This window comes from Bacteroides sp. AM23-12 (assembly GCF_003434395.1).
Lineage (GTDB): Bacteria > Bacteroidota > Bacteroidia > Bacteroidales > Bacteroidaceae > Bacteroides > Bacteroides thetaiotaomicron.
The window spans coordinates 268,697-293,875 of sequence record NZ_QTLF01000001.1; the positions used below are offsets into that span (position 1 = coordinate 268,697).

A 25,179-nucleotide genomic window follows, 5' to 3' on the forward strand; every position below is an offset into this window, starting at 1 on the left:
TTTTAGAATAAATAGATTAAACTGATAGCAGCTTTCGTGGGACCTAAATAGTTCTTATGTCCTTCGCTAACCTTCTCACCGCACGTCTTGCATTCGAACTGCTCATACTTGACACGTGCGTAACCTACACCAATATTCCCTTCCAGATTCCAATGCTTGGCAAGAATCCATTGATAACCGTAGGAAATACCAGCACCGAAGAAATTGCCTTTGAAGCGGTGGTCCTTCAGTTCCGGCCAGATGCCCCAGGGCATATTGATGGCGGCAGCCTGGTAGACGCCTCCATGTACATGGAATCCCACAAAGTGTCCATTGAACTTGTCGCAGAACCAGTAACGGAGTTCCGGCTGGATGGCGAGCATCTTCATCATCTTCTGATCTTTGTATTTCCACGGATTATAGTTGGCATACAAGTCCAGCGTTAACTTCTTACTCAGACCGACTTCGGCTCCGAGATTGATAATTTTCATCGCGTCCATTACAAGATTGGTTTTCACTCCGACTACCTGACTATATAATAAGGTAGAAGCAAACAAGGTAACGAACAAAAATAAGATTCTTTTCTTTTTCATCGCATGATGGGTTTTGTTTGTTGATGTTGCAAAAGTAACGGTTATATGAATAGACGTTAATTGGTGGATTCATCTTTCTTCTCTTTCCTTTCAATGGAAATTAATAAGTGGGGTGGTATATCATTCTTTTTATAGGTGGCATATAATTCGTTGGTAATAGGTGGTGTTTTTACCGCTCGTATTGAATGAATCGCAGATGAGCGGCGATTTGATACTTGCATATCTTATTCAAGTGCTTGAATAAGCTGTATTTCGTTCGTTAAAGAGTGGTAATTCATTCATTTTGTCTCCTGAAAAGTTTTTTCTATTGAATAAAACGCCTATGTTTGCAGTGTACAAACAAACAAGAAAAGATAAATAAGACAACTTAAGTTTAAAAGATTCCCTCCTAAGGAACATGAACAGATAAACAATATGAAGTGTAAGAAGCGGACGAAATAACAAACAACAGTTCGCAAACAAATTAAAAAAACAAATAAAATTTAGGAGGTACTAATATGAAATCAATTAAATTCTTTTTCGCATGTGTATTGGCATTAACTTTTGTAGCATGTTCTAATGCTGAAAGTGATAGTTTTGAAGACAACTCTTCAAACTTTGAATCCATGATATCTTTATATGGTATACAATCTGCAACTGTTGACTCTAAAGTAGGTGATGTACCTTCTGTGACTGCAGAAGAAATGGCAAGTGTGCTTGAAGCGCTTCGTCAGAATGGTAATACTATCCGTAACTGTGAATCGGAAACTTTGGAAGGATACTACGAAGGTGGTGACAGAAAAGAAGTGAAGATGATCGCAGAATATCAGGCCCGTACCAGAAGCGGTGCTTTCGTAGAACAATTCGCATTGTGTGTTTCCATCAACTTTAATATTGATAATAACGGCGGAGTATTTTATATAGGTACTACATACTCTTCCTCGACTGACCTGTTCAACTGGCAGGGTTATGGAGCTTCCTTATCTACTACTGCTGAAGGAAACAGTGTATTCAGCTCGACTTCTTATCTCTATTTCCGTGTAAGCGACCAGGGTAATTGCCTGGTTAAGGTACCCGTAAGCTTTAAAGGTAGCTACAACTTCAAGGATAATAAGGGAACTTATAGCTTTACTCTTTCCAAAGCAGCTAATTAATACAACAGGAATTTATTGATTTTAGGTATTACGTTACAATATATACAACTTATATAAAAGGGCTCCTTGCGCCGTGCACGGAGATTCCATCAGACAAAAAGAGGAACCAGACAGCAAACAATATAGCTTTGGTCATTCAGGCAATTAAGAAACAAACAATGGGAGGCCCGCCGATTCTTTTACGAATCAGCGGGCTTTTACTTTATTGTGAATTATTGCTAAAAAATATTTGTTATCCGATTTGCTAATGATTTAATTATATATCTTTATCAGCCAATACACATGAACAAAATACAATTAAGATATGAGGAAGTTCTTCTTTCTGTTGTTGCTGTTGACGGTTTTTCTTCCGTCATACTCTATAGATACCCACTGGGACCTGGAACCGCAAATAATTAAAAACGGAGTCGGAAATAATACTATTTATCATGTTTGTTACGGAAGCGAAGGCTTTATGTGGTTCTCTACCGACAAGGGAATCTCCCGCTACGATGGCTTCAGATTTCGTGATTATCCGCTCATTATGAGCGTTGACTCCCTTTCCACTCCTTTGCATCAGGCTGTAAAAACGCTGAAGGAAGGTTCTGACGGTTTATTTTATGCTTCACTCTATCAGGGGGGAATAACCTGTTTTGACAAAGAAATGGAAAAGTTTTTGCCTGTACGTTTTGACAGGCCGCTGAAACTTAAAGAGATTCAGGATTTTTGCTGGAATGATGGCAGCCTGTATCTGGCTACTTCGCATGGATTGTTCGAATCGCGTCCCATCCGCAAGAAAGAAGGAAAAGAAGATTTCGTCTATTGTATATTGAATCCCGAACCTTTGATAAAAGGAAAGATTACTAATCTTTGCACGGATGGAAAAACAAACCTGTACTTTGCCGTTGACCGCGAAAAGGTGATACATTATGATCTCGTAACCAAAAGAACTTCTGTGATCAGAGAATATGATGTGGTGAACAGACTCTTTTTGCGACAGGGATATTTATGGATATGCAGATTATGGAATGATATTGTATGTTATGACCTTAAATCGCATAAGGAACGTGTAGTCTCTCTCGAGGGGGGCGACCAGCCGGATTTCTCCAACTCGTATGTTACGGATATGGTGATGAAAGATAAGCAGACGTTTTATCTGACGACATGGGACGGATTATATAAATTGCATTTTGAGAATCTGAATTTGTGTGAGAGTCCGTTTACATTGACACTGCTGACACAGGGGGAAAGAGCGTTCCATTCAAGGATCGAAAATAAGATGACCAGTCTGCTATGGGATAACAGGCAGCAGATTCTTTGGGTAGGTACCTTTGGCGGCGGAGTGGTAAAGTTTGATATCAGCGACAGTATGTACAGCCGGGTACGGCAGAATTTCAAATCCAGAGTGGATGGCATGGTCGAAGATGCAAAAGGGTATATCTGGTTGACGGTGACCGATGGAGGCATCATGAGAAGTACTACTCCGTCATTTTCGATGGATACACATTTTGAACCATGGAAAAAAGTATCCGGTCTCTCCGGACGTTATCACATATATAAAGGTAAAGATGGAAACATTTGGCTGGGTAACAATTTGGGAGAGATCATCTCTGTCAATCCGCTTACGGAAGACGTGGAATCTTTTCAGTTGAAAAACAGCGAAGGCGGGAGGATGCAGGCTGTTGTCCACTGTTTCTGTCTGGATTCGTGGAATCGTTTGTGGGTAGGTACTTCGAATGGACTGGTACAGGTAGATCCTAAAACTCACGGATGCAAAAATATAAAGCTGCCCGGTGAAATCAAGAATGTATTTGCCATCACTGAAGATAAGGAAGGAAATGTATGGGTAGGTACGGATAAAGGGCTGAAAAGAATTGAAACGAACGGTGACCAGATACGGGTGGAAGGAAACTATGAAAAGGAGAATGGGCTGGAAGAAGCCGGAGTGCGAACCCTGTATGTGAATAACTATAATCAGATTTATGCAGCCTATCTGAACGTCGTTATTCGCATCGACGGAAGAGAGAAGGATAAGATAGAATCTGTTTATACACTGCAGAGTGGATTGACGGACGGACATGTCAGTTGCATGGTCGACGACCATATCGGAAACACATGGGCAGGAAACAATGTAGGAGTGATGACCATCAGAAATGGACAGGAGGCTTTTTATAGTTATCTGTCGGTGGGAAACTGCAGTGCAGTCTGTCGTTTGAATGACGGACGCTTGTTATGGGCGAATTCCTGGGGGCTGATTTTCTTTGATCCTTCTGCTACCAAAGGCGATAGTGGCAAGAAGCATTTGATGCTGACCGATGTGGAAGTCGGTGGAGAAACGGTGCTGGCAGGAGAAAAGCGGAACGGGCAGATGATTCTGGCTGTTTCTCCGGAAAAACAGGAGAAACTGGTGTTTGCTTCCGATAACAACGACTTTCATTTGTTCTTTTCCGATCTGCGTTACGGACTGGCACAGCGCAAGATTGCTTACCGTCTGCTTCCTGCGGACAAAGAATGGAAAATGATACCGCTTGCAGAAGGACTGTGGTTCAACGGATTGGCTGCCGGAAAATATGCCTTGCAGGCTAAGCTGGTTTTCCCGGATGGGAAAGAAGGGGAGGTAATCGAGATTCCTCTGGTGGTGAAGGGTAAATGGTATCAGACTATATGGGCGTATATCATGTATGTTCTGTTACTTGGCGGATTATCTTATTTCTTCTATTCTTATTTCAGAAAGAAGGATCAGCGCAAACAGATTCATCGTGACCGTGAGATGATACTGAAGGAGAATCTGAATCTCGAAAAGCTGAAACAGGAACAAAAAAAAGAGATAGAAGCGATGAGGAACCGGTTGCTGATGCTCTTTGTGCAGGAATTGCGTACGCCGTTGTCACTCATCATCGCTCCGCTGAAGGAATTGCAGAAGGATGACGCTCAGACTTCTCAGCTTTCTCTACAGGTGGCGTACCGGAACTCACTCCGCATGGTGGATGCCTGCGACCAGTTGCTGGCAGTATACGGGCAGGGCAATATGGAATCAAAACTGGAAGTTGCTCCGTATTCGGTGGATAAAATGATCGACAGCTCTCTTTTTGGTGTCCGGGACTTGTTGAAGGTGTATACCATTGATTTCCATTGCGAGAAGAGAATCAAGAAGGAGATGGAATTTTATGTGGACAAAAAGAAAATAGAATTCGTCATTCATAATCTGTTGACAAATGCTTTCACCCATACGCATTATGCGGGAACGGTTTCTTTATCTGTTTGTGAGGTCGTGAATGACAATATGCACTATGTCTGCCTGATAGTAGAAGATGACGGAAAAGAAAGGGTAAGAACTGTTGAGCAGTTGATGAGCGAGAATGAAGGATCGGAACGTGATATGTCGGCTGCGCAAATGGGATTCACCATCATGCAACAGATGATCGAAGCTCATTACGGAACGATTACTCTTGAAAGTACTGAAGGAAAGGGGACGAAGGTCACGGTCAATCTTCCCGCCGACAGAGATGTCTTTGAAAACAATCCGAATATTCAGTTTATTGATCCGGAAGAACTGACAGAAGTAGCAGAGCTGGAACCCGAATCGGCAGAAACACAGAAACAGGATTTGGCAGTAGAGGATGCTGTGGTGCAACAGGATCAGCAACTGCCGCTTTTTGCGGAGGCATTGCCTGCCGAAGAAGTAGCATCCCCCGTAGCGGGCGGAGTTAAAAAGACGATATTGATTGTAGAAGATCATAAGGATATCCGCCTGTATCTGAAAGTGCTCTTCGGCAATGAATATAACTTGTTGATGGCAACCAACGGGCAGGAGGGAGTCGATACGGCAATGAAAGAGATGCCGGACTTGATCATCTGTGATGTCATGATGCCGGTGAAAGACGGTTTCGAATGTTGCCGGGAGGTGAAGGAGAATCCGGAAACGTGCAGTATTCCTTTTATCATGCTGACGGCAAAGGTAGAAGACGACGATATTATTCACGGACTGCAGCTGGGTGCGGATGATTATGTACTGAAACCATTTACTCCGGGCATTCTGAAGGCGAAAGTCAGCAGTCTGATTAATGGTCGTCAGACGTTGAAGCAGATGTACACGAAGTTGTTCAAATTGCCGGGAACGGATACAATTGTCGTGAGCGAACCGGAACAGGCGGGTGAGGAAGTGAAGACGGAAGATCCGTTTATCACAGCTGTTATCAAAATTGTGGAAGAAAATATTTGCGAGGCGGACTTCAGTGTGAAGAAACTGGCAGCGGAAATGAATATGAGTCAGCCCACCCTTTACCGCAAAGTGAAGCAAAGTACAGACTATACCATTATAGAACTGATCAGAGGAGTACGTATGCGCCGTGCGGGAGTGCTGTTGAAAACGAAACAATATGCAGTGCAGGAAGTTGCCGAAATGGTGGGGTATAATGACATTCCGACTTTCCGCAAACATTTTGTGGATGCATTTGGTACGACTCCTTCTACGTATGAATAAAAAAATGACTACTTTTGCAGTCGAAAACCCTAAAATGAGGAATCGGCGTGCAAAGGTATTTTATTTATTTGGCTTATGATGGAACCAACTATCACGGTTGGCAGATACAACCCAACGGGAGTAGTGTGCAGGAATGCTTGATGAAGGCTTTGTCTACTTTTCTGCGTCGTGATGTGGAAGTGATAGGTGCTGGCCGGACGGACGCGGGGGTGCATGCCTCGCTGATGGTGGCACATTTTGATCATGAAGACGTGCTCGATACGGTGACTGTCGCCGACAAGTTGAACCGTCTGTTGCCTCCAGATATTTCTGTCTATCGTGTCCGTCAGGTAAAACCGGATGCGCACGCCCGTTTTGACGCGACTGCCCGGACATATAAGTATTATGTGACTACCGCCAAATATCCTTTCAACCGCCAGTACCGCTACCGTGTCTATGGTTCATTGGATTATGAACGGATGAACGAGGCTGCACGAACCCTGTTCGAATACATTGATTTTACAAGTTTCAGCAAACTGCATACAGATGTAAAAACAAACATCTGCCACATCTCCCATGCCGAATGGACGAAGATGGAAGGCGAAGACACCACCTGGGTATTTACTATCCGTGCCGACCGCTTTCTCCGTAATATGGTGCGTGCCATCGTAGGAACATTGCTCGAGGTAGGACGCGGCAAACTGACCGTGGAAGGTTTCCGTAAAGTGATAGAACAACAGGATCGTTGCAAAGCGGGAACTTCCGCTCCGGGAAATGCGCTCTTCCTTGTCAACGTAGAATATCCGGAAGATATTTTCTCAGAGGAAACTAAAAAGTCAGTACTATCTACACTCCTTCCCGAAGGAGGGGAGTGTTAGATACTGCCGACTTCCCAGTCAGCTCAATATTACTTGTTACTTATTACCTATTACTTATTTCAACATGTGGTTATTATTAGCTTTTCTCTCGGCTACCTTGCTGGGATTTTATGATGTATTCAAGAAACAGTCATTGAAAGATAATGCGGTGTTGCCTGTATTGTTTTTGAATACGCTTTTCTCCAGTCTAATTTTTCTGCCGTTCATTTTGGTATCGGCATTCGAGCCTGATCTCCTTGGGGGAACCATCTTTAATGTTCCCGTTGCAGGATGGGAGCAGCATAAATATATTATCATCAAGTCGTTTATCGTTCTGTCATCGTGGATATTCGGTTACTTCGGGATGAAACACTTGCCTATTACCATTGTGGGGCCTATCAATGCTACCCGTCCGGTGATGGTGCTTGTAGGAGCAATGCTGGTGTTTGGCGAGCGTCTGAATCTCTACCAATGGATCGGAGTGATGCTGGCAGTGGCTTCCTTCTTTATGTTGAGCCGTTCGGGGAAGAAAGAAGGGATCGATTTCAAGCATAACAAATGGATTCTCTTTATTATACTGGCAGCAGTCATGGGAGCTGTCAGCGGATTGTATGACAAGTTTCTGATGAAACAGCTGAATCCGATGCTGGTGCAATCGTGGTATAATGTCTACCAGTTCTTTATCATGGGAACCATTATCTTCCTTCTCTGGTGGCCCAAACGGAAGACGACCACTCCTTTCCGCTGGGACTGGACCATCATTCTGATTTCCGTATTCCTTTCGGCGGCAGACTTTGTCTACTTTTATGCTCTGAGCTATGATGACTCCATGATCTCCATCGTTTCGATGGTTCGTCGGGGAAGCGTGATCGTATCTTTCATTTTCGGAGCGCTCTTCTTCCGTGAAAAGAATTTAAAAAGCAAAGCGATTGACCTTATCCTCGTGTTAATCGGAATGATATTCTTATATTTGGGGTCTAAATAAAAAGTACAATATGAAATCAAATAAAATCACTTATACCATCGCATTTTTCATCATCAGTCTGTTTACTTTTGTCTCTTCACAGGCGCAGGAAGCAAAGACTCTTTTTATCAACGTACCGGATTCACTTTGTCCCTTGCTTACGAAGGTGAACCGTGAAGACTGCATCGACTTTCTGAGCAGTAAAATGAAAGCACAAGTGGAAAACCGCTTCGGACAGAAATCGGAAATGACCGATCTGAGTAAGGACTATATCCGGATGCAGATGACTCCGGAAACCACTTGGCAGATGAAAGTATTGGCTTTGAATGATACCACGAATGTGATTTGTACGGTAGCTACGGCATGTGCTCCGGCTTGTGACAGCAGCATCCGCTTCTATACTACAGACTGGAAACCTCTGACTGCCGATTCATTCATCACCCTGCCGGTCATGAACGATTTTCTGCTTACTCCGGACTCCACTGCGATATACGAATTTGACGAGGCCTCCCGTTCTGCAGACATCTTATTGATGAAAGTGGATATGAACAAGGAAAATACAGAACTGGCTGTCACTCTGTCCACTCCCGACTATATGTCAAAAGAAACGGCAGAAAAACTTAAACCGTTTCTCCGCCGTCCTATTGTTTATCAGTGGAAGAATGGAGCGTTTACCAAATAAACAGCTCCGCCCCATTTCCACTAATTATCCATTTTCCATTCTCCATTATCCATTAACCAAGCACTCATTGATGAATGCCACCATCTCCGGTGTATGTTCTTCTACGCTTTGAAGTAGTTTGAACTGTGCCTTGGTGCGCACCAGATTATGTTCGGGATATTTGATTTTGTAGTAAGTATCTCCGTTGATATAATCGGCAAGGAACCGTACGCACTGCATATAGGGGAATAAAGCGGCAGCATAAGGCAGATTCTCTATTTCAATGGGAGTGAGGAACGATTTGGCACCTTTCAGATATCCTTTGGTGAATGCCTTGAATATCTCCATGTTGAAGTTCACACGATTCAGGTCTTTGTCATCTTCATCTCCGGTGTTGGCACCTGTACGGAGGAAATCACCGTAGTCGGAGAAGATGAAACTCGGCATTACCGTATCCAGGTCGATGACGCAAAGCACTTTCCCGTCTTCATCAAACATCATGTTGTTTACTTTCGTATCGCAATGGCATACTCGTTTCGGAAGCTTTCCTTCGCGGAACAGGCGTTCTGCCTTGCACATTTCGTCCGCACGTTTTTCTATCTCGTCCAGATAATACTGTACGTCGGCTACTCGTCCGGCAGCATTGGCAGCGACTGCATCACGTAGCTGTTTGAGACGGAATTCCATGTTATGGAAGTCGGGGATGGTTTCTCCCAGTGTTTCCGGAATGTCGGCAAGCATAGCCTGAAAGTTTCCGAAAGCCTCTCCTGCATAATTGGAATATTCCGGATTGACAGTCTCGTACGTTTTGGCACGCGGAATGAATACCATGACACGCCAGTAGCTTTCTCCATCAAACCAATAAGTTTTTCCTTCTTCAGTGACGAGGAAAGAGAGAACTTTGCGGTCGATGTCGGCTTCTCCGGCTTCGGTCAGTTTCTTGCGAATATGTCCGGTGACTGCGGCAATATTGGATTGAAGCATTTCTACATTCTGGAAGATGGCATGGTTGATGCGTTGCAGAACGTAGTCGGGGGCGTCTGCTTCCTGTGTGTTAACTTTGTATGTGTCGTTGATAAGTCCTGCTCCCAAAGGCTTGATCTCTGTGATAGTACCTTGGGTGTTGAACTTGGCTACAATACTTGATAAATCTTTCATGGGTCTTTTCTTTAAAATTTATACTAAGGTTATCGATAATCATATTTGGTGGCTTCGGTAGCCTGACTGCCGGAACGGACCGGTACCAGAGTGAACCCCCAGTTGTATTCGCGGTTGGCGGGAATCTGGTGGAAAGGTTCGGGACGTGCCCCCCAACTGTCATAACCGCCTACTCCCTGTTGCTTCATGTCGACACAAACTTCGACGAAGTCTCTTGGAGTGATGTCGTTGACGTGATGCATCCGGCGCAATACATTGCGGGCGGCCTTCTCGTCGTGGTTGGTAGCTTCTTCCGGGCTGAAGTTATTCCATTGGTAGGGGTGGGGTAGCGCTTCTTCCGAGTCGAAGTCCTCGACGGAATTGCGCAGTGCGTTGAAACCGATCAGGCTGTCGGCAACGATGACAAGGCCGTTTCCTTTATCGGGAGACAGGTTAAGCCAGCGCGTATCCGTGTGGTGTCCGTTCTCCTGAGGACGTACATAGTTGAAGTACATCTTATCGGCGGTTGTCTGATAGATGCCTACCATGGTTCCGTGATTGCGGTCGATGTAGTTTTCTTCCGGACCACGTCCGAAATACTGTACATTATTCATCTGTGCCGGTAAGCGGAAACGTACACCGATGCGGGGAACTTCCAGCTTGGAAGCGGCTTTGCGGGCTGCATCACTTCCGGGAGTGAAGGTAGCCATGCGGGTAGCTTCGGAGACTTCTGTTTCGGCAGCCTGCATATCGGTAGAAGTAAATTTGGCATTTACATGAACGATTCCGCTTGGGTATATCTTATAGGTGACAACATACAGATTGCCGGCTGCCAGCAGATAAGTTGCCTGCAACAGGACGGCTTTGTCTTCTGTGCTTACCTTCGTGTCTGTCACGTGGAAGTCTTTGCTGGACTGTTTCCATACGTGGAGGCGTTTGGGAGCACCGTTTCCGTAATCATTGTCATTAGGTGCCCGCCAGAAGTTGGGCTGGATGCCGAATCCGTCTTTGAAGTATTCGGTTCCATCCACTTTGTATGAGGTAACCAGACCGCTCTTCTTGTTGAATACAAAGTTTACTTTTGAAGAAGAAACAGTCAGTTCGTCTCCTTGGGTTTGAGTTTGTAATGCGGGGCCGTTGGCTTTGTACGTATTCCTTTCGGCTTCAACGGGCAGACGGAACTGGTCATATGCAATTTCGTATCCGGCGGGAATCAGCGGTTCCGGTTCTACGGCTATCACACTGAAGTTAACGAAATATTCCGTTCCCGGACGGGCTTTCAGACCATTTACCGGTACGGTGAATTCTTTCGAAGCTTGCGGAGCGATGTCCAGTGATACCTTTCCGCTTTTGACGGTTTTTCCGTTGGCCAGTACGCTGTAATGTATCTGATACTTTTTCAGATTGGTGAAGTAGAAACGGTTCGTGATGTTGAACTTGCCCGATGCTGCGTCAATCGCATCGAAGCCGACATTCTGATGCACGTATTTCACTTCTGCCATTGCCGGATGCGGACCACGGTCGGGGTTAACAAGACCGTTGCAGAGGAAATTACCGTCGCTGGGTGCATTTACTCCGAAGTCACCTCCATAAGCCCAGTATTCTCTTCCGTTCTTGTCTTTCTGGAGCAGACCCTGATCTACCCAGTCCCAGATATATCCTCCCTGAAGGTTCGGATATTTATAGATAGCCTGCCATTGTCCCCAGAGATTTCCGGTAGAGTTGCCCATTGCGTGTGCATATTCTGACGGGACAATAGGACGGTCGCTGCCGTTCTTGCCGATATCTTCCAGCCAGCCGGCACCCGGATACTGAGGTACGTACATATCGGTGTTCCATTCCCATTGTGCACGTTCATAGTTGACGGGACGTTGCATGATGTTCTTGTCGGCTTCTTTCAACCAAAGATAAGTCTGGTAGAAGTTGTATCCGTTTCCGGCTTCATTTCCTAACGACCAGAAAGTGACGCTGGGGTAGTTCTTGTTGCGTTCGAACATATTGATTGTGCGATCCATGTGTGGTTTCAGCCATTCGGGATTGTTGCCTAATGAGCCGCCTTTACGTAGATCGTAGTACATACCGTGGCTTTCGATATTGGCTTCATCGTACACGTAAAGTCCGTATTCGTCGCAAAGTTCATAGAAACGGCGGTCCTGCGGATAATGGCAGAGACGTACACTGTTCAGATTATGCTGTTTCATTAGTTCGAAGTCCCGACGCATCAGTTCTTCGGTGACGTAATGTCCGGTTTCCGGATTATGTTCGTGGATATTGACTCCTTTCAATTTCAGCGGTTGTCCGTTGATAAACAGGCATACATAAGGTTTTCCGTTGGCGGCTTTCTGATCGATAGGTTTGATCTCGATGCGACGGAATCCTACGTTGAAAGGGATAATCTCATTGACTTTACCCTCTTCTTTGACAGTCATTACTAGCTTGTAAAGGTTCGGGTGTTCCGATGTCCATGTGTGTACATCGGTCAGATTCTTGTCAAAAGAAAGGGTTCGTGTCTCGTTGACAGGGACATAAGTTGTCTTCTCTTCGGTGGCAACTACTTTTCCCTGAGCGTCGAGCAGTTCATATGCCAGTGTCAGATTGGTTGCAGCCGGACGATGATTGCGCAGGTCGACGTTCAAAGCGAATACTCCGTTCTTGTAACTGTCATCCAGTGTCGATGTGATGCGGAAATCTTTCAGGGCGGCTTTGGGCTGTGAATACAGATAAACATCCCGTTCGATACCGCTGATACGCCAGAAGTCCTGACATTCCAGATAAGAACCTGTGCTCCAACGGAAGATTTTCAGTGTAAGTACATTCTTACCCGGTTTCACGTATTTGTTGATCAGGAATTCTGCGGGGTTCTTGGAATCTTCGCTGTATCCTACTTCTTGTCCGTTGATGTATACATATACACCTGATTTCGCTCCGGCGAGGTGGAGGTAGATATCCCGTTCTTTCCAATCGGCGGGAATATCGATGTCCCGACGGTAGACTCCCACGGGATTGGCTTCCGGAAGGCTGGGAGGCTGTGGATTACGGGGCTTGAACTCATAACCGTGGTTGGTGTAGATAGCCACTCCATACCCTTGTACTTCCCAGTTGCCCGGGACTTTGATATCATTCCAGGAGTCCGTGCTCACGGAAGGGTCGGTGATATTGGCGGGAAGGTCTTTGTAGCTGTCTGCAAAGAAGAACTTCCATGTACCGTTCAGCAACTGATAATAGTTGCTTTTTTCAAACTTCCCGGTAAGTGCATCAGTCCGGTTATCGTACGTCATGAAGGAAGTACGCGGATATTCTTTATTGACCGATACAACTTGCACATCCTGCCAGTAAGGTTTGTCGGATGTCTTTTCGGCCATAGCGCCTGTTGTTAACAGAGAGAATATTCCTGCCAGTAATAGGTGATATGATCTGTATTTCATGTTTTTCAATCTTGTTTCTTTTTTTATTTAACTTTGATATGGTCGAAGCCTTCCCCATAAACTCCGATAACGGCACTTTGCGATACAAATGCGTTGGGGTCGATATCTTTAATCAGTCGGAAGATGATGGTAGACTCCCGCTTTTTGGCAAGCACAAACATCATTTTCACTTCTCTGCCTGTGTAGAAGCCGGTTGCATTGATGATCGTCACTCCACGGTGAGGGTATTCGTTGATGTGTCGTCCTATCTCCTCATATTTATTGGATATGATAAAAAACTGGACAGACTGACGTGCGCTGTTTACTACCTGATCGAGGACGAAACTGCAAATGTAAAGTGTTGCAAATCCGTATACCACCTTCTCCCAGTCCTTCAGAACGAAATAACTGGAGGTAATGATGATCATATCGCAGATCAGTATGACTCTTCCCAAGGTTATGTCCCGGTATTTGTTGATGATGGCGGCAATGACGTCCGTACCGCCGGTGCTTCCGTTGGCGCAGAACGCAACTCCGATACCGCCGCCACAGAACGATGCTCCGATGACGCATGCCATGAAAGGTTGGTCGCGAAGAAGGGAAACGCCTGATGCCAGTTGCTGGATAACGGACAGGAAGAAAGTCAGGGTGAATACTCCAAAAATAGTTTTAATACAGAACTTTAATCCCAATAACTTAAGCGCAAGCAACAATAAGAAAAAGTTAATGCTGAAATATGTATACTGTACCGGGAATCCCGTTGCCCAATATACAATAGATGCAATACCCGGCACTCCGCCCGTCGTAATGTCGTTGGGGAGTAGGAAAACGGTCCATCCGATGCCATAAAGTATCATACCTACGGCGATCATCACATAATCTTTGGCTTCCCGAAGGATAGTCTGTCTAGAGGGTTTTAAAATATCTGCTTTCATATAGGTGATTATAATAATCAGTAAAGTGCCGAACATGAACTTACGGATAACCTGACTTTTTCCCAGTCTGGCTATCCGTAAGTTTATATATTAATAAGGTATAATGGCTTATTCGGCAAAAGCATGTCTGTAACCTTGCACTTTGTTCCATCCGCCACGGGTGAAATCAGGAACTTCTACCGGAGCAGAACCGTTTTCGATGGAGAGTCTGGTCAGTTCGGCCATACAACACCATTCTGCGAGGTCGTAAACGTCCATGTCCAGTGGCAAACCATTGCGCAGACAGTATACCAGACGATAGTCCATGATATAATCCATACCGCCGTGTCCACCTACTTTCTTGGCAGTTTCTTCCAGTTCTTTGTGAATAGGATCTTTGTATTTAGCCATCAATGCTTTTTTTACATCTTCAGATACAGAACCGTGTGCGTTCAGCTTTTCGTGATTCGGCACATCATTAGAGTCTACTTGTGTAGGTCTTAGACAGTATTCCTCAATCGGATATTTGCTGGCATAGCCATCAGCTCCAACTACCTGGTACATACGGCTGTAAGGACGGGGAGTCATTACATTGTGCTGTATCAGCATTGTTTTGCCGTTCTCCGTACGGATGAGGGTTGTGGTCTGGTCTCCGTTCTGGAAGTCTTTTACTTCTTTTCCGGTAGACTTTTTAATGTATGCCGGACCGTTCACAGCTTTGGTGTCCATAGCTACGAGAGTTTTCATACGGTCGCCACGGTGAATATTGAGTACCTGGCAAGCCGGGCCCATACCATGAGTTGCATATACATCACCACGATGTTTCTGATTGTAGTCCATACGCCAGTTGTTCCAGTAATACGGCCAGAAGTCTTCCAGATTGTGTATATAAGCACCTTCTACGTGAAGTACCTCACCGAATACACCTTGTTGTGCCATATTGAGTGAAGTCAGTTCAAAGAAGTCATATACGCAGTTTTCCAGTTGCATACAGTGTTTGCGAGTCTTTTCAGAAGTGTTGATTAGCTTCCAGATTTCATCCAGTGTCATAGCGGCAGGTACTTCGATGGCTACATGTTTGCCATGTTCCATAGCGTATACACCCATGTCTGCATGGTGTTTCCAGTCTGTAGCTATGTATACCACGTCGATATCGTCACGTTCGCAGAGCTTTTTCCATGCTTTTTCGTCTCCTGCGTAGGAAGCTGCTTTCGGCAGACCGGCTTTCTCCAGTATCTTTTGAGCATTTTCAACACGTTCGGGGAGAAGATCGCATAAAGCTACAATCTGAGTTCCCGGAATATGTGTCCAGCGTTCGACCGCACCGGGACCGCGCATTCCCAATCCGATAAAGCCTACACGGACTGTTTCAAGTTTAGGAGTAACGAGTTGGATTACATCTTGCTGATTTGCCGGACGAGCCGGAGTTTCTACTTTAATCGGAGAGAACTTTGCTTTTGTCTTTTGAGCAAAACTGGTCTGGCAGGTCAACAATGCAAGACCGATGAGTGTGTTAAGTAGTAGTTTCTTCATCTTTCTTTTAATTTTTAATTGGGGGTTATTAATTGGTTTTTCATTTCGGTGTCAAAAATACTAATTAATTAATCAATCCAGTGTAATTATTGTAGATATTTTCATTGCCCGTCTATATTTTTGGTAGAAAAAGAGTCGCACTATTCGCTATGTTATAATGATATTTTCGGCATCGCCCGAACAGTGAGCGATGCCGTTTCTACATCTGTAATGTGTGTTAAGTTAAATTATTCTTATAACAGAATACGTTTTCCGTCAGCTTGTACGGCATATAATTTGGCATTCACCATCAATATAGATGAAGGAATCTCGAAAGTCGTGAAGGTAGAAAAATAAAGTAATTTTCCATTTTCATCATTCTCTCTGAGTTCAAAAGCCACAGCTTCATCTCCGTTTTGGATGGAGACCTTGCGTCCTGCCAGCTCTGCCGTGATAGCTTTGGTTATCTTCTGATTTTCTTTGAATTGAGTGTAATATCCGACATCTCCGACTGCCGAATAGCGGTAGTCATTCGGTGGAAACTCACTTTTCTTTCTGTCTTCAATGTATTGGAAAGCATGTTTCGGGGCAGGGAATTGTGCCATGTATTCTTTTGCTTCCCGAATCATCGCATCACTTACATAGTATTTGTATGTTCCATACTGTTCGATAGTCGTATTGACAGGTTCGAAGAATCCCCACATCTCGAAAAAGTCTGTCAGGTTCTGATTGGCGGCTTTACTTGCCATTTTGGCAAATTCAAGTTGCTTTTTCCCGGGATCTTCACCTTCGGTCATATTCACTTCACGCATCAGTTTGAAAAGTGTTTGCCAGAAATCTGTTTTATATTCGCATCGGTGATAGTAAATCCATAGTTGCCAGTTCATTCTCATATGCGTTTCTGTGTCTTCGTTCTGGTGGGTTGCGTCTCCCATATTATACCAAGCCTGCCCGTTGGCATAACGGGCGGTTGCAACGCTTCCTAACCCGTTACCACGCGATTTGTATTTTCCTAATTTATAGATAATGAAATTAGAGAACAGATTATTAGATGATTCGGTAGAACTGGCCCAGTTAATAGCTGCCTGATGAACATGGCCAATTTCATGAGCTGGTCCCCACGCGTTATCTTCCGCTGCCATTACATTATCTTCCAACAAGATATTGCCTAAGTAGGTATAGACAAATCCGATTTGATAGTCAGAAGCCCACATATAACTTCCTTCCGGTGAGATGGCAAATAAATGGTTGTTGACTTGTGATGGGCGTACATCGTCAATTCCCATTAATTCTTGTTGCCAGCCGACAATGTTATCCCATAGATGGATAGCTGAGAGGATGTTGTTGGGTACATATTCCAATAATTTGTTGCGGTGGAAATAGAACATGATCTTTTCACCGCGTATGCAGAAGTATTTGTGTGTTGATTTTTTCAATAATTCAGCGTATTTTTCGTCTGTCTTATGTTCTTTCAGGTCGAAGAAACCGTTCACTGTGCCACTTCCGAGTGGTATGTGAATTTTGATGGGTTTTGCTGTATTTGAAGTCAGTTCGGTGTTGTACATGACAAACAATTGTCCTTCTCCTTTCATAGTCAGTTTGTTGACTCCGGGATTTAGCATATAGACATCGCCTGAAGAAGCTGTTTGCTTGTATTCTGTTCCTGTTTCCCAAATACACTGCATTGAAATATTCTGTCCGTATGTGTCACCAACCAATACGATGATATCGTCTCCTGCCTTGACGGATATACCAGTCGGATTGTCGAGATCACTATATTTCTTAGTCATTAATTTATCCGCCCATTCAGCAATATTACTGTATGGTTCATAGCTGCGAATGCGAAATTCTTTTTCCCATTTGTCGTATGTATTGTCACGAACCGCTTCTGCTATTCTGACGAAATAGTCTGGCAGAGCTTGTATCTGTTCGTTGGTGACGTTGTTCTTTATTTCCGTACAAGTTATATCGGTGAATACGGTAAGAAGTTGTTTATCCAGTGTTTTATCCGTATTTGTTTTGTAAAATTCCATTTCATCACAGCTTACAAAATCACCCAGACCGCTTAATACTTCGAATTTGATTCCGGTCGCTTTTATGCCTTCTGAAAATGAAACTTTGGAAGGAGCATTCTGCTCTTTAAAGTCATATTCTCCCTGTAATGTATAATCTGATCGGTCAGGATTGGTTGTTGTATATACTTTGACCTTTCCGAAGTTTCCATTACCGGATCGTGTATAATAAATTAAGTAGTCTATTTCCGTATCTCCTTTAAAATAGTATTCCAGCGTGACAGGGAATTTGGCGGATTGTCCCCACGGAGTGTGGAAAGGGGCAGCTCCATCAGTTGAAAATTTGCCATCATATGTATTTTCAATATCCTGTCCCTCCTGATGCTCACTCGCTTTGCCTCCGGTTGGTGTAACCTTGATGTCACCCTCAACAATTACTTCGCCTTTGGCATATTGATTAACGGTGATAGTATAGGTAGCAGTAGTTGATGTTACTTTTATGTTGGCTGTTCTTTTGGTTTCGCCTGTATTTTCATTCACTGTAATTCTCAGGAAAGTTCCTTCTGCTGCTGTCTTTTGTTTTGAGCATTGTAGCCAGTTTGCTTCATAAGAGACACTCCATTGAGCTAACTCCATAGATGTGTTAATTGGAATCTGGACAGACGTACTTGATTTATCCAGATTTTGTATCAGATATTCTTCACTGATACTGAAGGAGCTATTTATAATCGATTTTTCGGTATCCTTGCATGCCAGTGAAACTGTGAATAGAGTAAAAAGGGCTAACAGGTTAGTAATGAATCTTTTTATTGTCATTTTTTTGCTGTATTAGTTTTTAAGATAGATGAGGTATAAAAGGGTGAATCAAAAGTCTGACTCACCCTTTGTCTCTCATTTATTATTCGGACAGTATGAACAGACTAAATTCGCTCCATACAAAGAAGGAACCACTGGTCCAGTTGCTTTCACATTCAAAGCGTAAGGTGTTGGCAGCATTGTCTATTGAAACGTCGGGAGAAACATAAACTCCTGCAGCACCTGACGGGAGACCATCTTCATCCCACGCAAAACGCTTGTAAAGTTGTAAATTGTTCTCATTCGTTCCTGTATATAAATTGAACCATGCCAAAGCGGCATTTCCGTTATTTGATCTGTTTGTATAGGTGAAACGGAATGTCTTAGTTGATACGGGCAATTTTACTTGAACATAATGCTTGTCGGCAATTGATACACTCCACGCGCTGTGGAAGTAGGTACCTATGTCTCCATCCAATAAATTAGCTAAGGAACCTTCTGACGGTTCTATTGCATTACTGGAAAGCATGTCCGCTGTCAGACTGTATTTTTCAACAGATGCAACCAGTATAAATGGATTCGTGTCGAATTCGAAACCGTCTTTTCCATTAATTTCCAGAATCTTTATACCCACATTTCCGGAGGTCTTCGTAAACTTAGGGATATTAACCTGAACAGAAGATGTGTTTCCAGGCTCAAATGAGATGATATCCGAAACTAACGTTGCTCCTTCTAAGGTAGTAGTAGTTTCATCAATTGCTACTTTACAGGTGAAATTCCATTGGTTTTCGACTTGCAATCCTAAAGCAAGATCAATGATACCTCCACTTTGTGATAAATATTTAGTCACGGTTCCTGAACTGGATTCAGTGACTGAAAGAGATGGAGTAATAATCTCCGGTTTCAGAACTAATGTGTTTTTATCCGCCAGGATGGAATCGGATGTACTGGTCAGCATGATTGGAAGAACACACGTTTGTCCCTCTTCAAGAGTCTGCTCAAAGATTTCTATCTCGTTGGTATTCAACTGTAAATTGATGATCTTATAGGTTTCAGCAGAAGAATAATCGAGTTCTTCCATGTTGAACGAATAACAATTGGCAGGCATTGCCACATAGTCCAAACCTCTCTCGGAGATATACTTCTCAAAATTGACTGCATCCATTGCACCGATATGGGCAGAAGCTGTCAATGTGGGTTGACTTCCGGATTTAATGACCGTTATTGAATAGTTAGTAGCCTCTCCTGTTTTATAAAGATCTACGGCTTGCTCACCGGTGGTCTGCAGTGATAGTATTTTCTCATATTCCTGCGGATAGGTATCGTCATAATTGTCGCAGGAAGTATTCATCAGAATCATCCCGCACAAACACAATGCTATTGATATATGTTTCATATATATTCTATATTGTTATGAATGAATAAAAAATAATTAATATCCGGGTGCTTGTACCATTTGCGGATTTTTGTATACTTCGTTGTAGAATACCGGATTCAGGTACATGCGGTTTTCCCACACATAAGGTGCATCAACTGTAGTTCGTTTATTAAATTCTTCGAATGTGGGACTTTGAACTTCTGCATTCAATCCTTCCCGTTTGTTTGCTCCAAAGTACTTGGCTCCTTCTGCCCAACGGCGGACATCGAAGAAGCGGTGACCTTCGTTCCATAATTCAACAAAACGTTCATTGTGTACCCAGTCTTTTATTGTCATATTATTTGTGATATCAGCCAATGTTAATTTAGGGATTCCGGCACGTTCACGAACAGGATTTAGTGCATCAATGGCTTCCTGTGTATTTCCTAATGCTGCATGGCATTCTGCTACGTTTAGGTAGAGTTCGGCCAGGCGGAATAAGATAGTAGGTGCGCTTGTTCCGCTTGTAGAACCGCCGGCTGTATAGAATTCAGTTACCGGATCAACAAACTTTTGTGTCAGGAACCCTGTGACACTATGGTCACGATTAAATAGAGACGGATTGTAACCGTGCATTTCCGAATTCCTCATTTCCAGTTTCAGAGGAGAACCGGCCGCAAATTTAGTTCCGTAGTCACCACCGTCAAAAGCCATCCATGCATAGAAACGAGGTTCACGACCCACATTCAATTTGATAATGTCTTCCCGTGAAGAGATACCTGCTGACTCAAACCATTCAGAGGAAGGAGTAAAGTCAAGGTCTTTTTCAGGTAGTTTCCCGTTAGCTGTATAGAAATGTTCGAACGTATATAATGTAGGAGATACACCACTATAACCAGCATGCCATGTTCCATCCGATTTCTTCAGAATACGAAGCGGATAACGGGAATAAAAATCAAACTGGTTGGATAATCCCCAGATAATTTCTTTGTTTCCTTCAGATTCACGTGTACTTACGGCATAGCGCATCTTCATTACGTTTTTCAGGAATTCTTTATTATCTTCCACGTCTGCTACTCCGGGAACAAAAGGTAAGTTCAGGGATTGTCGGGAGTAATATTCGTCGTCATCGTAAAGTTCACGGTCACCGGAAGTTGTAGCTAATGTAAGTGCTTCCTGACATGCGGCCAGTGCTCTTTCCCATTTGCTCTTGTCATAAGTATTGCTTACCAAAGCTTTACCGTAACCCGGAGTCTCGAAATTCTCATTCTGCCAGTTAGGGTAGGGGAAACTTCCGTTCCATAAAGGAGATGCGGCATAAAGTAACAAACGTGCTTTTACAGCTTTAGCTATAGTAGATGTAGCGCGACCCCATTCATTGGTAACGGTGCGGTTGGCAGGAAGTACTTTGGCGGCTTCATCCAGCTGGTTCGCAATCCAGTCTACACAATAGTCAAAGTGAAAACGTCCATTATACTCTGACGTTGGGGTATCCATCGGAATGTACGAGTCTGTAATTGGGATGGGACCATATCTTCTTAAAGTAGCGAAGTGGTAATAAGCTACCAGGAATTGGCATTCGGCTCTCCATTGTTCCTTTTCTGCATCAGATGCAATGTCGCTTCCCGCATTTTCCAACTTTTGTAAAAACAGATAACATTGTCCTATATATTGGTAAGTAGTTTCCCATAGCCAGTCTTGGTTAGTGGATGATGCAGTGTTAAATGCATAGGCGCCCCAATAACCGTCTGTGTTCCATGAATAAGGTAATACATATTCGTCTGTCGTAGAGTTTATTTCCCCCAGATAGGCACTGGGTAAGTCTGTACTGACACCTCCATAACAGGAATAAAGAAATCCTAAAGCTCGGGTGGGGCTTGACATTGCGTCATCGATATTGGGTTGTTCGGGTGGAACGACGTCTAGATAATCACATGAGGTTAAGCCCAATGCAGTGATAATAACTGCTATACTTATATTTTGAAAGATGCGTGTTAGTTTCATATTTTTTCTCATAATAAATTAGAACTGAAGTTGAATTCCGACATTGACAGTTTTTTGCATAGGATAACTGTTCCAAGAAGACAGTTCAGGATCCCAAAGGTCAAACGGACTAAAGGTGAATAGATTGGCTGCGCTGACGAAAATACGTCCGTAAGGTATCTTATATCCTACTTCTACATTCTTCAATCGGAGGAAAGAACCATTTCTCAACCAGTAACTACTGTTCACTGTATTGTTGGCAACGTCTGTTGCAAGTAGTCCCAAACGAGGATATTTGGCATCCCAATTCTGTTTTTCTTCCGACCAGTAATTATCGGCTATATATTTTAATACATTTCTGTTACCGACGGCTATTCCTTCTTGGAAAGGGTCAATACCGTTTGTCATGATAGAACGCAGAGCAGAGCCACTGAAGAAGACACCAAAATCAAACTTTTTGTAGTTGACAGTTCCGCCAAATCCGTATTGTAAGCGTGGAGTACTTCCATATTTGGAGATCATCGTCTGGTCATCCGAATCAATGATACCATCACCGTTAAGGTCACGATATTTAATATCTCCGACCTTGGGTGTAGAACCCAAATTCTGGGCAGGGCTGTTATCTATTTCTTCTTGTGACTTGAATAAGCCTTCTGCTATGTAGCCGGTAATACGTGAATAAGGTTTTCCGGTTTCTGACTTCCATATTGTCGGATATTCCGGTTCATCCACATAGACCATTTTATTTTTGTTGTAGGTGAAGTTTGCCTGTAGACTGACAGACAAATCTCTGGAGAAGTTATTGGCATAATTAATACTGAATTCTACTCCCTTATTATCCATTTTACCAATATTACTCCAAGGTTTGGCAATATGATAAGCCAGTGATTGCGGCCATGCTTCACGGTTCATGAAGATGTCATAACGCTTGTCGTAGAAATAATCGAAGGTAAATGTCCAGTTGCGGAACAATGTAAAATCAATACCTATATCGAGCTTCTTTACTTTTTCCCATCCCAAACCGGACATGGCGTAGTATGCCATCTGAGGACCTCCTAATTGGTAGTCCATATTTTGTCCGGAAGTCCATTTCAAATAAGACAGGTCGTTGTTTGTAATCTTGTCTATATACAGGTAATAACTTCCGCCGGCTGTTGCCAGGTCGTCGCTACCTACAAGACCGTAGGAACCTCTGACCTTGAGATTGTCCACTACATTTTTCATTGGTTCGAAGAAAGCTTCATTGCTTATTACCCATCCTAAAGAGACGGCAGGGAAGAATCCGAAACGGTCTTCTTTGGCCAGACGTTCGGTCCCGTTGTAACCGAAGTTAAACTCAAATAGATAGCGTTGTCCGTAATCATAAGTAAGACGTCCGGAAAGGCCTTGATTACGGTTGGGTAACACGCCGCTTCTGTATTCGCGTTGTTTGTAGAGTAACATGGCACCTACATTATGCAGACCGAATTGACGGGCATAGTTTAGGTTGAACTGTAATTCAAATGTTTGGTCGGAAGACTTTCCGATAGCCGACTGACTGATATAATCGCTGCCATTCGAATTTAGCAGTTCCAATTCATAATTCGTATTTTCTAGGTCGGTTTCATCGTAGCTTCCGCTTTTTATGCGATAATAATAAGGAGCAATGCTACGATTAAAGTAAGAACTTGACCAGGTTTTGAAATTTACAAAAGCATTAATTTTAAGCCCTTTAGTGATAAAATCCAAATCCTGGTCTATCTTGATAACTGTGTTAAGTGTATTTTCGTTCGTTTCGGCAAAGGATGTCATCATCCTGGCATAGGGGTTCGTGTATAAGGTACTTCCTGAGATGATGTTATTGCCGTACATGATACGCCCGTCCTGACTTGGATAAGTAACCGGAAATTCTATGGGGGTAGTAGTCAGAATCTGTTTGAACAAATCCTCTCTTGATACATTCGGGCTTTTTTTCTGACGGATCTGAGCGTTCATATTCATTTTGATTGTTGTCGTCGGCGTCAGTTTATAAGCAATATTATTCTGGAAGGTATAGTTCATTATATTAATATTGTTGTTCCATGAATATGCTTTCCCTGTGTTCAGCAAGCCTGAATCATGGCTGACATCCAAACTCATGTAATATTTAACTTTAGAACCACCACCGGAAATGTTGACGTTGGCACGTTGGCGCATACTCATGTTTTTGAACAATACGTCTTGCCAGTTTACATCGGGGTATAGGTATGGGTTGACTCCGGATGCCGTGCGTTCCATGTCTGTAGCACTGTATTTGGGTGTAGCGGAAGAGTTTCTGGCTAATGAAGCTTTATTATACATATCCATGTAAGTAGCTCCGTCCACAAATTCCGGGAACTTGTCTAAGTAGTTGAAAGAGTTTTCCGCTGTAACGTTGATGGATGTTTTACTATTGTATTCTCCGCCTTTAGTTGTGACGATCATTACACCGTTAGCTCCGCGTGAACCATAGATAGCGGTGGCAGATGCATCTTTAAGGATAGAGAAGCTTTCAATATTCTCGGCTGGCACATAATTAAGGTCACCGGATGATATTTCTACATCATCCAATAAAATCAGAGGAGTTGCTCGTCCACCAAAAGTACCGATACCGCGAATGTAAAATTCGGCACCGGAGCCAGGCTCTCCGGAGTTTGTTTTTGCGATGACACCCGCCAACTTTCCGGCAAATGAGTTGGACAGGGTAGATGACGGCAGTTTGAGGCTGGCACCTTTTATACTTGTGATAGCTCCTGTTACGCTGACCTTCTTTTGGGTACCGGAACCGACTACGACAACTTCATTCAAGGTATGATCGTCTCCTTCCAGTACAATTTTGATATTCCCTAGATCTTCTACAGGAACTTCACGAGTTTTATATCCGATGTAAGTTACGACAAGGATCGTCTTATTGTCGGGTATGGAAAGACTAAAATTACCATCAATATCCGAGATTGTACCAGTGTTCTTGTCACCTTTAATCGTGATGTTAGCTCCAATGATGGGGCTATCGTCCACTGCGTCTATGATAGTACCGGTTACAGTACGTTTTTTCTTTTGTTGGGTGTTATTCGTTTTTTGTACGTTGAGAATAACCTCTTTGTTTTTTACGATATAGCTAATACCGCTGTCTTTGAAAACTTCATCCAGAATCTCGTCAATAGGACCATTACAATTAATGTCTTTCCGTTGTTTGTCTTCGAGATCTGCTGCGTTGTAGAAAAACGTGTAGTCGCTGTTTTTTTCTATAAGCTGGATAGCTTGCATAATAGTGATTGATTGCCCCTTGATAGATATGTGTCCCTGAGCTCCAAGAGCGGACAAGGGGTAAAAGAGCAAAACGAGTGCGATATGCTTCAGATATCGCCTCCGGTAACAACTGTGATTTTTTTTCATGATTTAACTTGTTGTGAGGTTAAATATTGGGTTAATTATTAGAA

Annotated in this window: 14 protein-coding genes; 5 read left to right on the plus strand and 9 right to left on the minus strand. The window is 43.4% G+C overall.

The features are described from left to right. Positions 1-2 precede the first annotated feature (2 nt). Positions 3-572 (minus strand): DUF3575 domain-containing protein, encoded by a 570-nt coding sequence (locus tag DW640_RS00880; RefSeq protein WP_008759911.1) that lies wholly within the window; start codon positions 570-572, stop codon positions 3-5. 497 nt (positions 573-1,069) lie between these two features. Here DW640_RS00880 and DW640_RS00885 point away from each other — a divergent pair, with 497 nt between their 5' ends. The 5 genes from DW640_RS00885 to DW640_RS00905 all read left to right on the plus strand — a co-directional run bounded on the left by DW640_RS00885 (position 1,070) and on the right by DW640_RS00905 (position 8,649). After that, positions 1,070-1,705, plus strand: a complete 636-nt coding sequence (locus DW640_RS00885; RefSeq protein WP_008759912.1) for a DUF5033 domain-containing protein — start codon at positions 1,070-1,072, stop codon at positions 1,703-1,705. A gap of 304 nt (positions 1,706-2,009) precedes the next feature. Continuing rightward, entirely contained in the window at positions 2,010-6,167 is a 4,158-nt protein-coding gene (locus DW640_RS00890) for a response regulator (protein ID WP_061474374.1), read from the plus strand. A gap of 47 nt (positions 6,168-6,214) precedes the next feature. Beyond that, positions 6,215-7,024: a tRNA pseudouridine(38-40) synthase TruA gene (gene truA / locus DW640_RS00895; protein ID WP_008764438.1), complete on the plus strand. Its 810-nt coding sequence runs from the start codon at positions 6,215-6,217 to the stop codon at positions 7,022-7,024. Positions 7,025-7,088: 64 nt separating this feature from the next. Beyond that, the gene (locus tag DW640_RS00900; RefSeq protein WP_016268488.1) at positions 7,089-7,988 is read left to right on the plus strand and encodes a DMT family transporter; all 900 of its coding nucleotides are present in this window, start codon (positions 7,089-7,091) and stop codon (positions 7,986-7,988) included. 10 nt (positions 7,989-7,998) lie between these two features. Then, on the plus strand, positions 7,999-8,649 hold the full coding sequence (locus DW640_RS00905) for a DUF3256 family protein (RefSeq protein ID WP_074856367.1): 651 nt from the start codon (positions 7,999-8,001) through the stop codon (positions 8,647-8,649). Positions 8,650-8,694: 45 nt separating this feature from the next. Here DW640_RS00905 and DW640_RS00910 read toward each other — a convergent pair whose 3' ends face one another. The 8 genes from DW640_RS00910 to DW640_RS00945 all read right to left on the minus strand — a co-directional run bounded on the left by DW640_RS00910 (position 8,695) and on the right by DW640_RS00945 (position 25,135). Then, positions 8,695-9,786 (minus strand): phosphotransferase enzyme family protein, encoded by a 1,092-nt coding sequence (locus DW640_RS00910; protein ID WP_072066204.1) that lies wholly within the window; start codon positions 9,784-9,786, stop codon positions 8,695-8,697. A 29-nt stretch (positions 9,787-9,815) separates the two neighbouring features. Then, a complete protein-coding gene (locus DW640_RS00915; RefSeq protein WP_072066205.1) occupies positions 9,816-13,190 on the minus strand; it encodes a glycoside hydrolase family 2 TIM barrel-domain containing protein in 3,375 nt (1,124 codons plus the stop codon). Positions 13,191-13,213: 23 nt separating this feature from the next. Next, entirely contained in the window at positions 13,214-14,104 is an 891-nt protein-coding gene (locus DW640_RS00920) for a YitT family protein (RefSeq protein WP_011109173.1), read from the minus strand. 108 nt (positions 14,105-14,212) lie between these two features. Beyond that, positions 14,213-15,616, minus strand: a complete 1,404-nt coding sequence (locus DW640_RS00925; protein ID WP_008759920.1) for a Gfo/Idh/MocA family protein — start codon at positions 15,614-15,616, stop codon at positions 14,213-14,215. A 233-nt stretch (positions 15,617-15,849) separates the two neighbouring features. Beyond that, complete coding sequence (locus DW640_RS00930; protein ID WP_022469956.1) at positions 15,850-18,423, minus strand: M60 family metallopeptidase; 2,574 nt, start codon at positions 18,421-18,423, stop codon at positions 15,850-15,852. An 82-nt stretch (positions 18,424-18,505) separates the two neighbouring features. Continuing rightward, on the minus strand, positions 18,506-19,798 hold the full coding sequence (locus DW640_RS00935) for a BT_3987 domain-containing protein (RefSeq protein ID WP_074856368.1): 1,293 nt from the start codon (positions 19,796-19,798) through the stop codon (positions 18,506-18,508). Between the two features lie 36 nt (positions 19,799-19,834). Next, positions 19,835-21,775, minus strand: coding sequence for a RagB/SusD family nutrient uptake outer membrane protein (locus tag DW640_RS00940; protein ID WP_199610189.1), 1,941 nt, complete (start codon positions 21,773-21,775; stop codon positions 19,835-19,837). 6 nt (positions 21,776-21,781) lie between these two features. Beyond that, positions 21,782-25,135: a TonB-dependent receptor gene (locus DW640_RS00945; protein ID WP_117576881.1), complete on the minus strand. Its 3,354-nt coding sequence runs from the start codon at positions 25,133-25,135 to the stop codon at positions 21,782-21,784. Positions 25,136-25,179: the final 44 nt, after the last annotated feature.

What these genes read in the sequence shown, in the direction of transcription:
- DW640_RS00880 (WP_008759911.1), bottom strand. Translation starts at nt 572, where the DNA reads ATGAAAAAGAAAAGAATCTTATTTTTGTTCGTTACCTTGTTTGCTTCT.
- DW640_RS00885 (WP_008759912.1), top strand. Translation starts at nt 1,070, where the DNA reads ATGAAATCAATTAAATTCTTTTTCGCATGTGTATTGGCATTAACTTTT.
- DW640_RS00890 (WP_061474374.1), top strand. Translation starts at nt 2,010, where the DNA reads ATGAGGAAGTTCTTCTTTCTGTTGTTGCTGTTGACGGTTTTTCTTCCG.
- DW640_RS00900 (WP_016268488.1), top strand. Translation starts at nt 7,089, where the DNA reads ATGTGGTTATTATTAGCTTTTCTCTCGGCTACCTTGCTGGGATTTTAT.
- DW640_RS00905 (WP_074856367.1), top strand. Translation starts at nt 7,999, where the DNA reads ATGAAATCAAATAAAATCACTTATACCATCGCATTTTTCATCATCAGT.
- DW640_RS00910 (WP_072066204.1), bottom strand. Translation starts at nt 9,786, where the DNA reads ATGAAAGATTTATCAAGTATTGTAGCCAAGTTCAACACCCAAGGTACT.
- DW640_RS00915 (WP_072066205.1), bottom strand. Translation starts at nt 13,190, where the DNA reads ATGAAATACAGATCATATCACCTATTACTGGCAGGAATATTCTCTCTG.
- DW640_RS00920 (WP_011109173.1), bottom strand. Translation starts at nt 14,104, where the DNA reads ATGAAAGCAGATATTTTAAAACCCTCTAGACAGACTATCCTTCGGGAA.
- DW640_RS00925 (WP_008759920.1), bottom strand. Translation starts at nt 15,616, where the DNA reads ATGAAGAAACTACTACTTAACACACTCATCGGTCTTGCATTGTTGACC.
- DW640_RS00930 (WP_022469956.1), bottom strand. Translation starts at nt 18,423, where the DNA reads ATGACAATAAAAAGATTCATTACTAACCTGTTAGCCCTTTTTACTCTA.
- DW640_RS00935 (WP_074856368.1), bottom strand. Translation starts at nt 19,798, where the DNA reads ATGAAACATATATCAATAGCATTGTGTTTGTGCGGGATGATTCTGATG.
- DW640_RS00940 (WP_199610189.1), bottom strand. Translation starts at nt 21,775, where the DNA reads ATGAGAAAAAATATGAAACTAACACGCATCTTTCAAAATATAAGTATA.
- DW640_RS00945 (WP_117576881.1), bottom strand. Translation starts at nt 25,135, where the DNA reads ATGAAAAAAAATCACAGTTGTTACCGGAGGCGATATCTGAAGCATATC.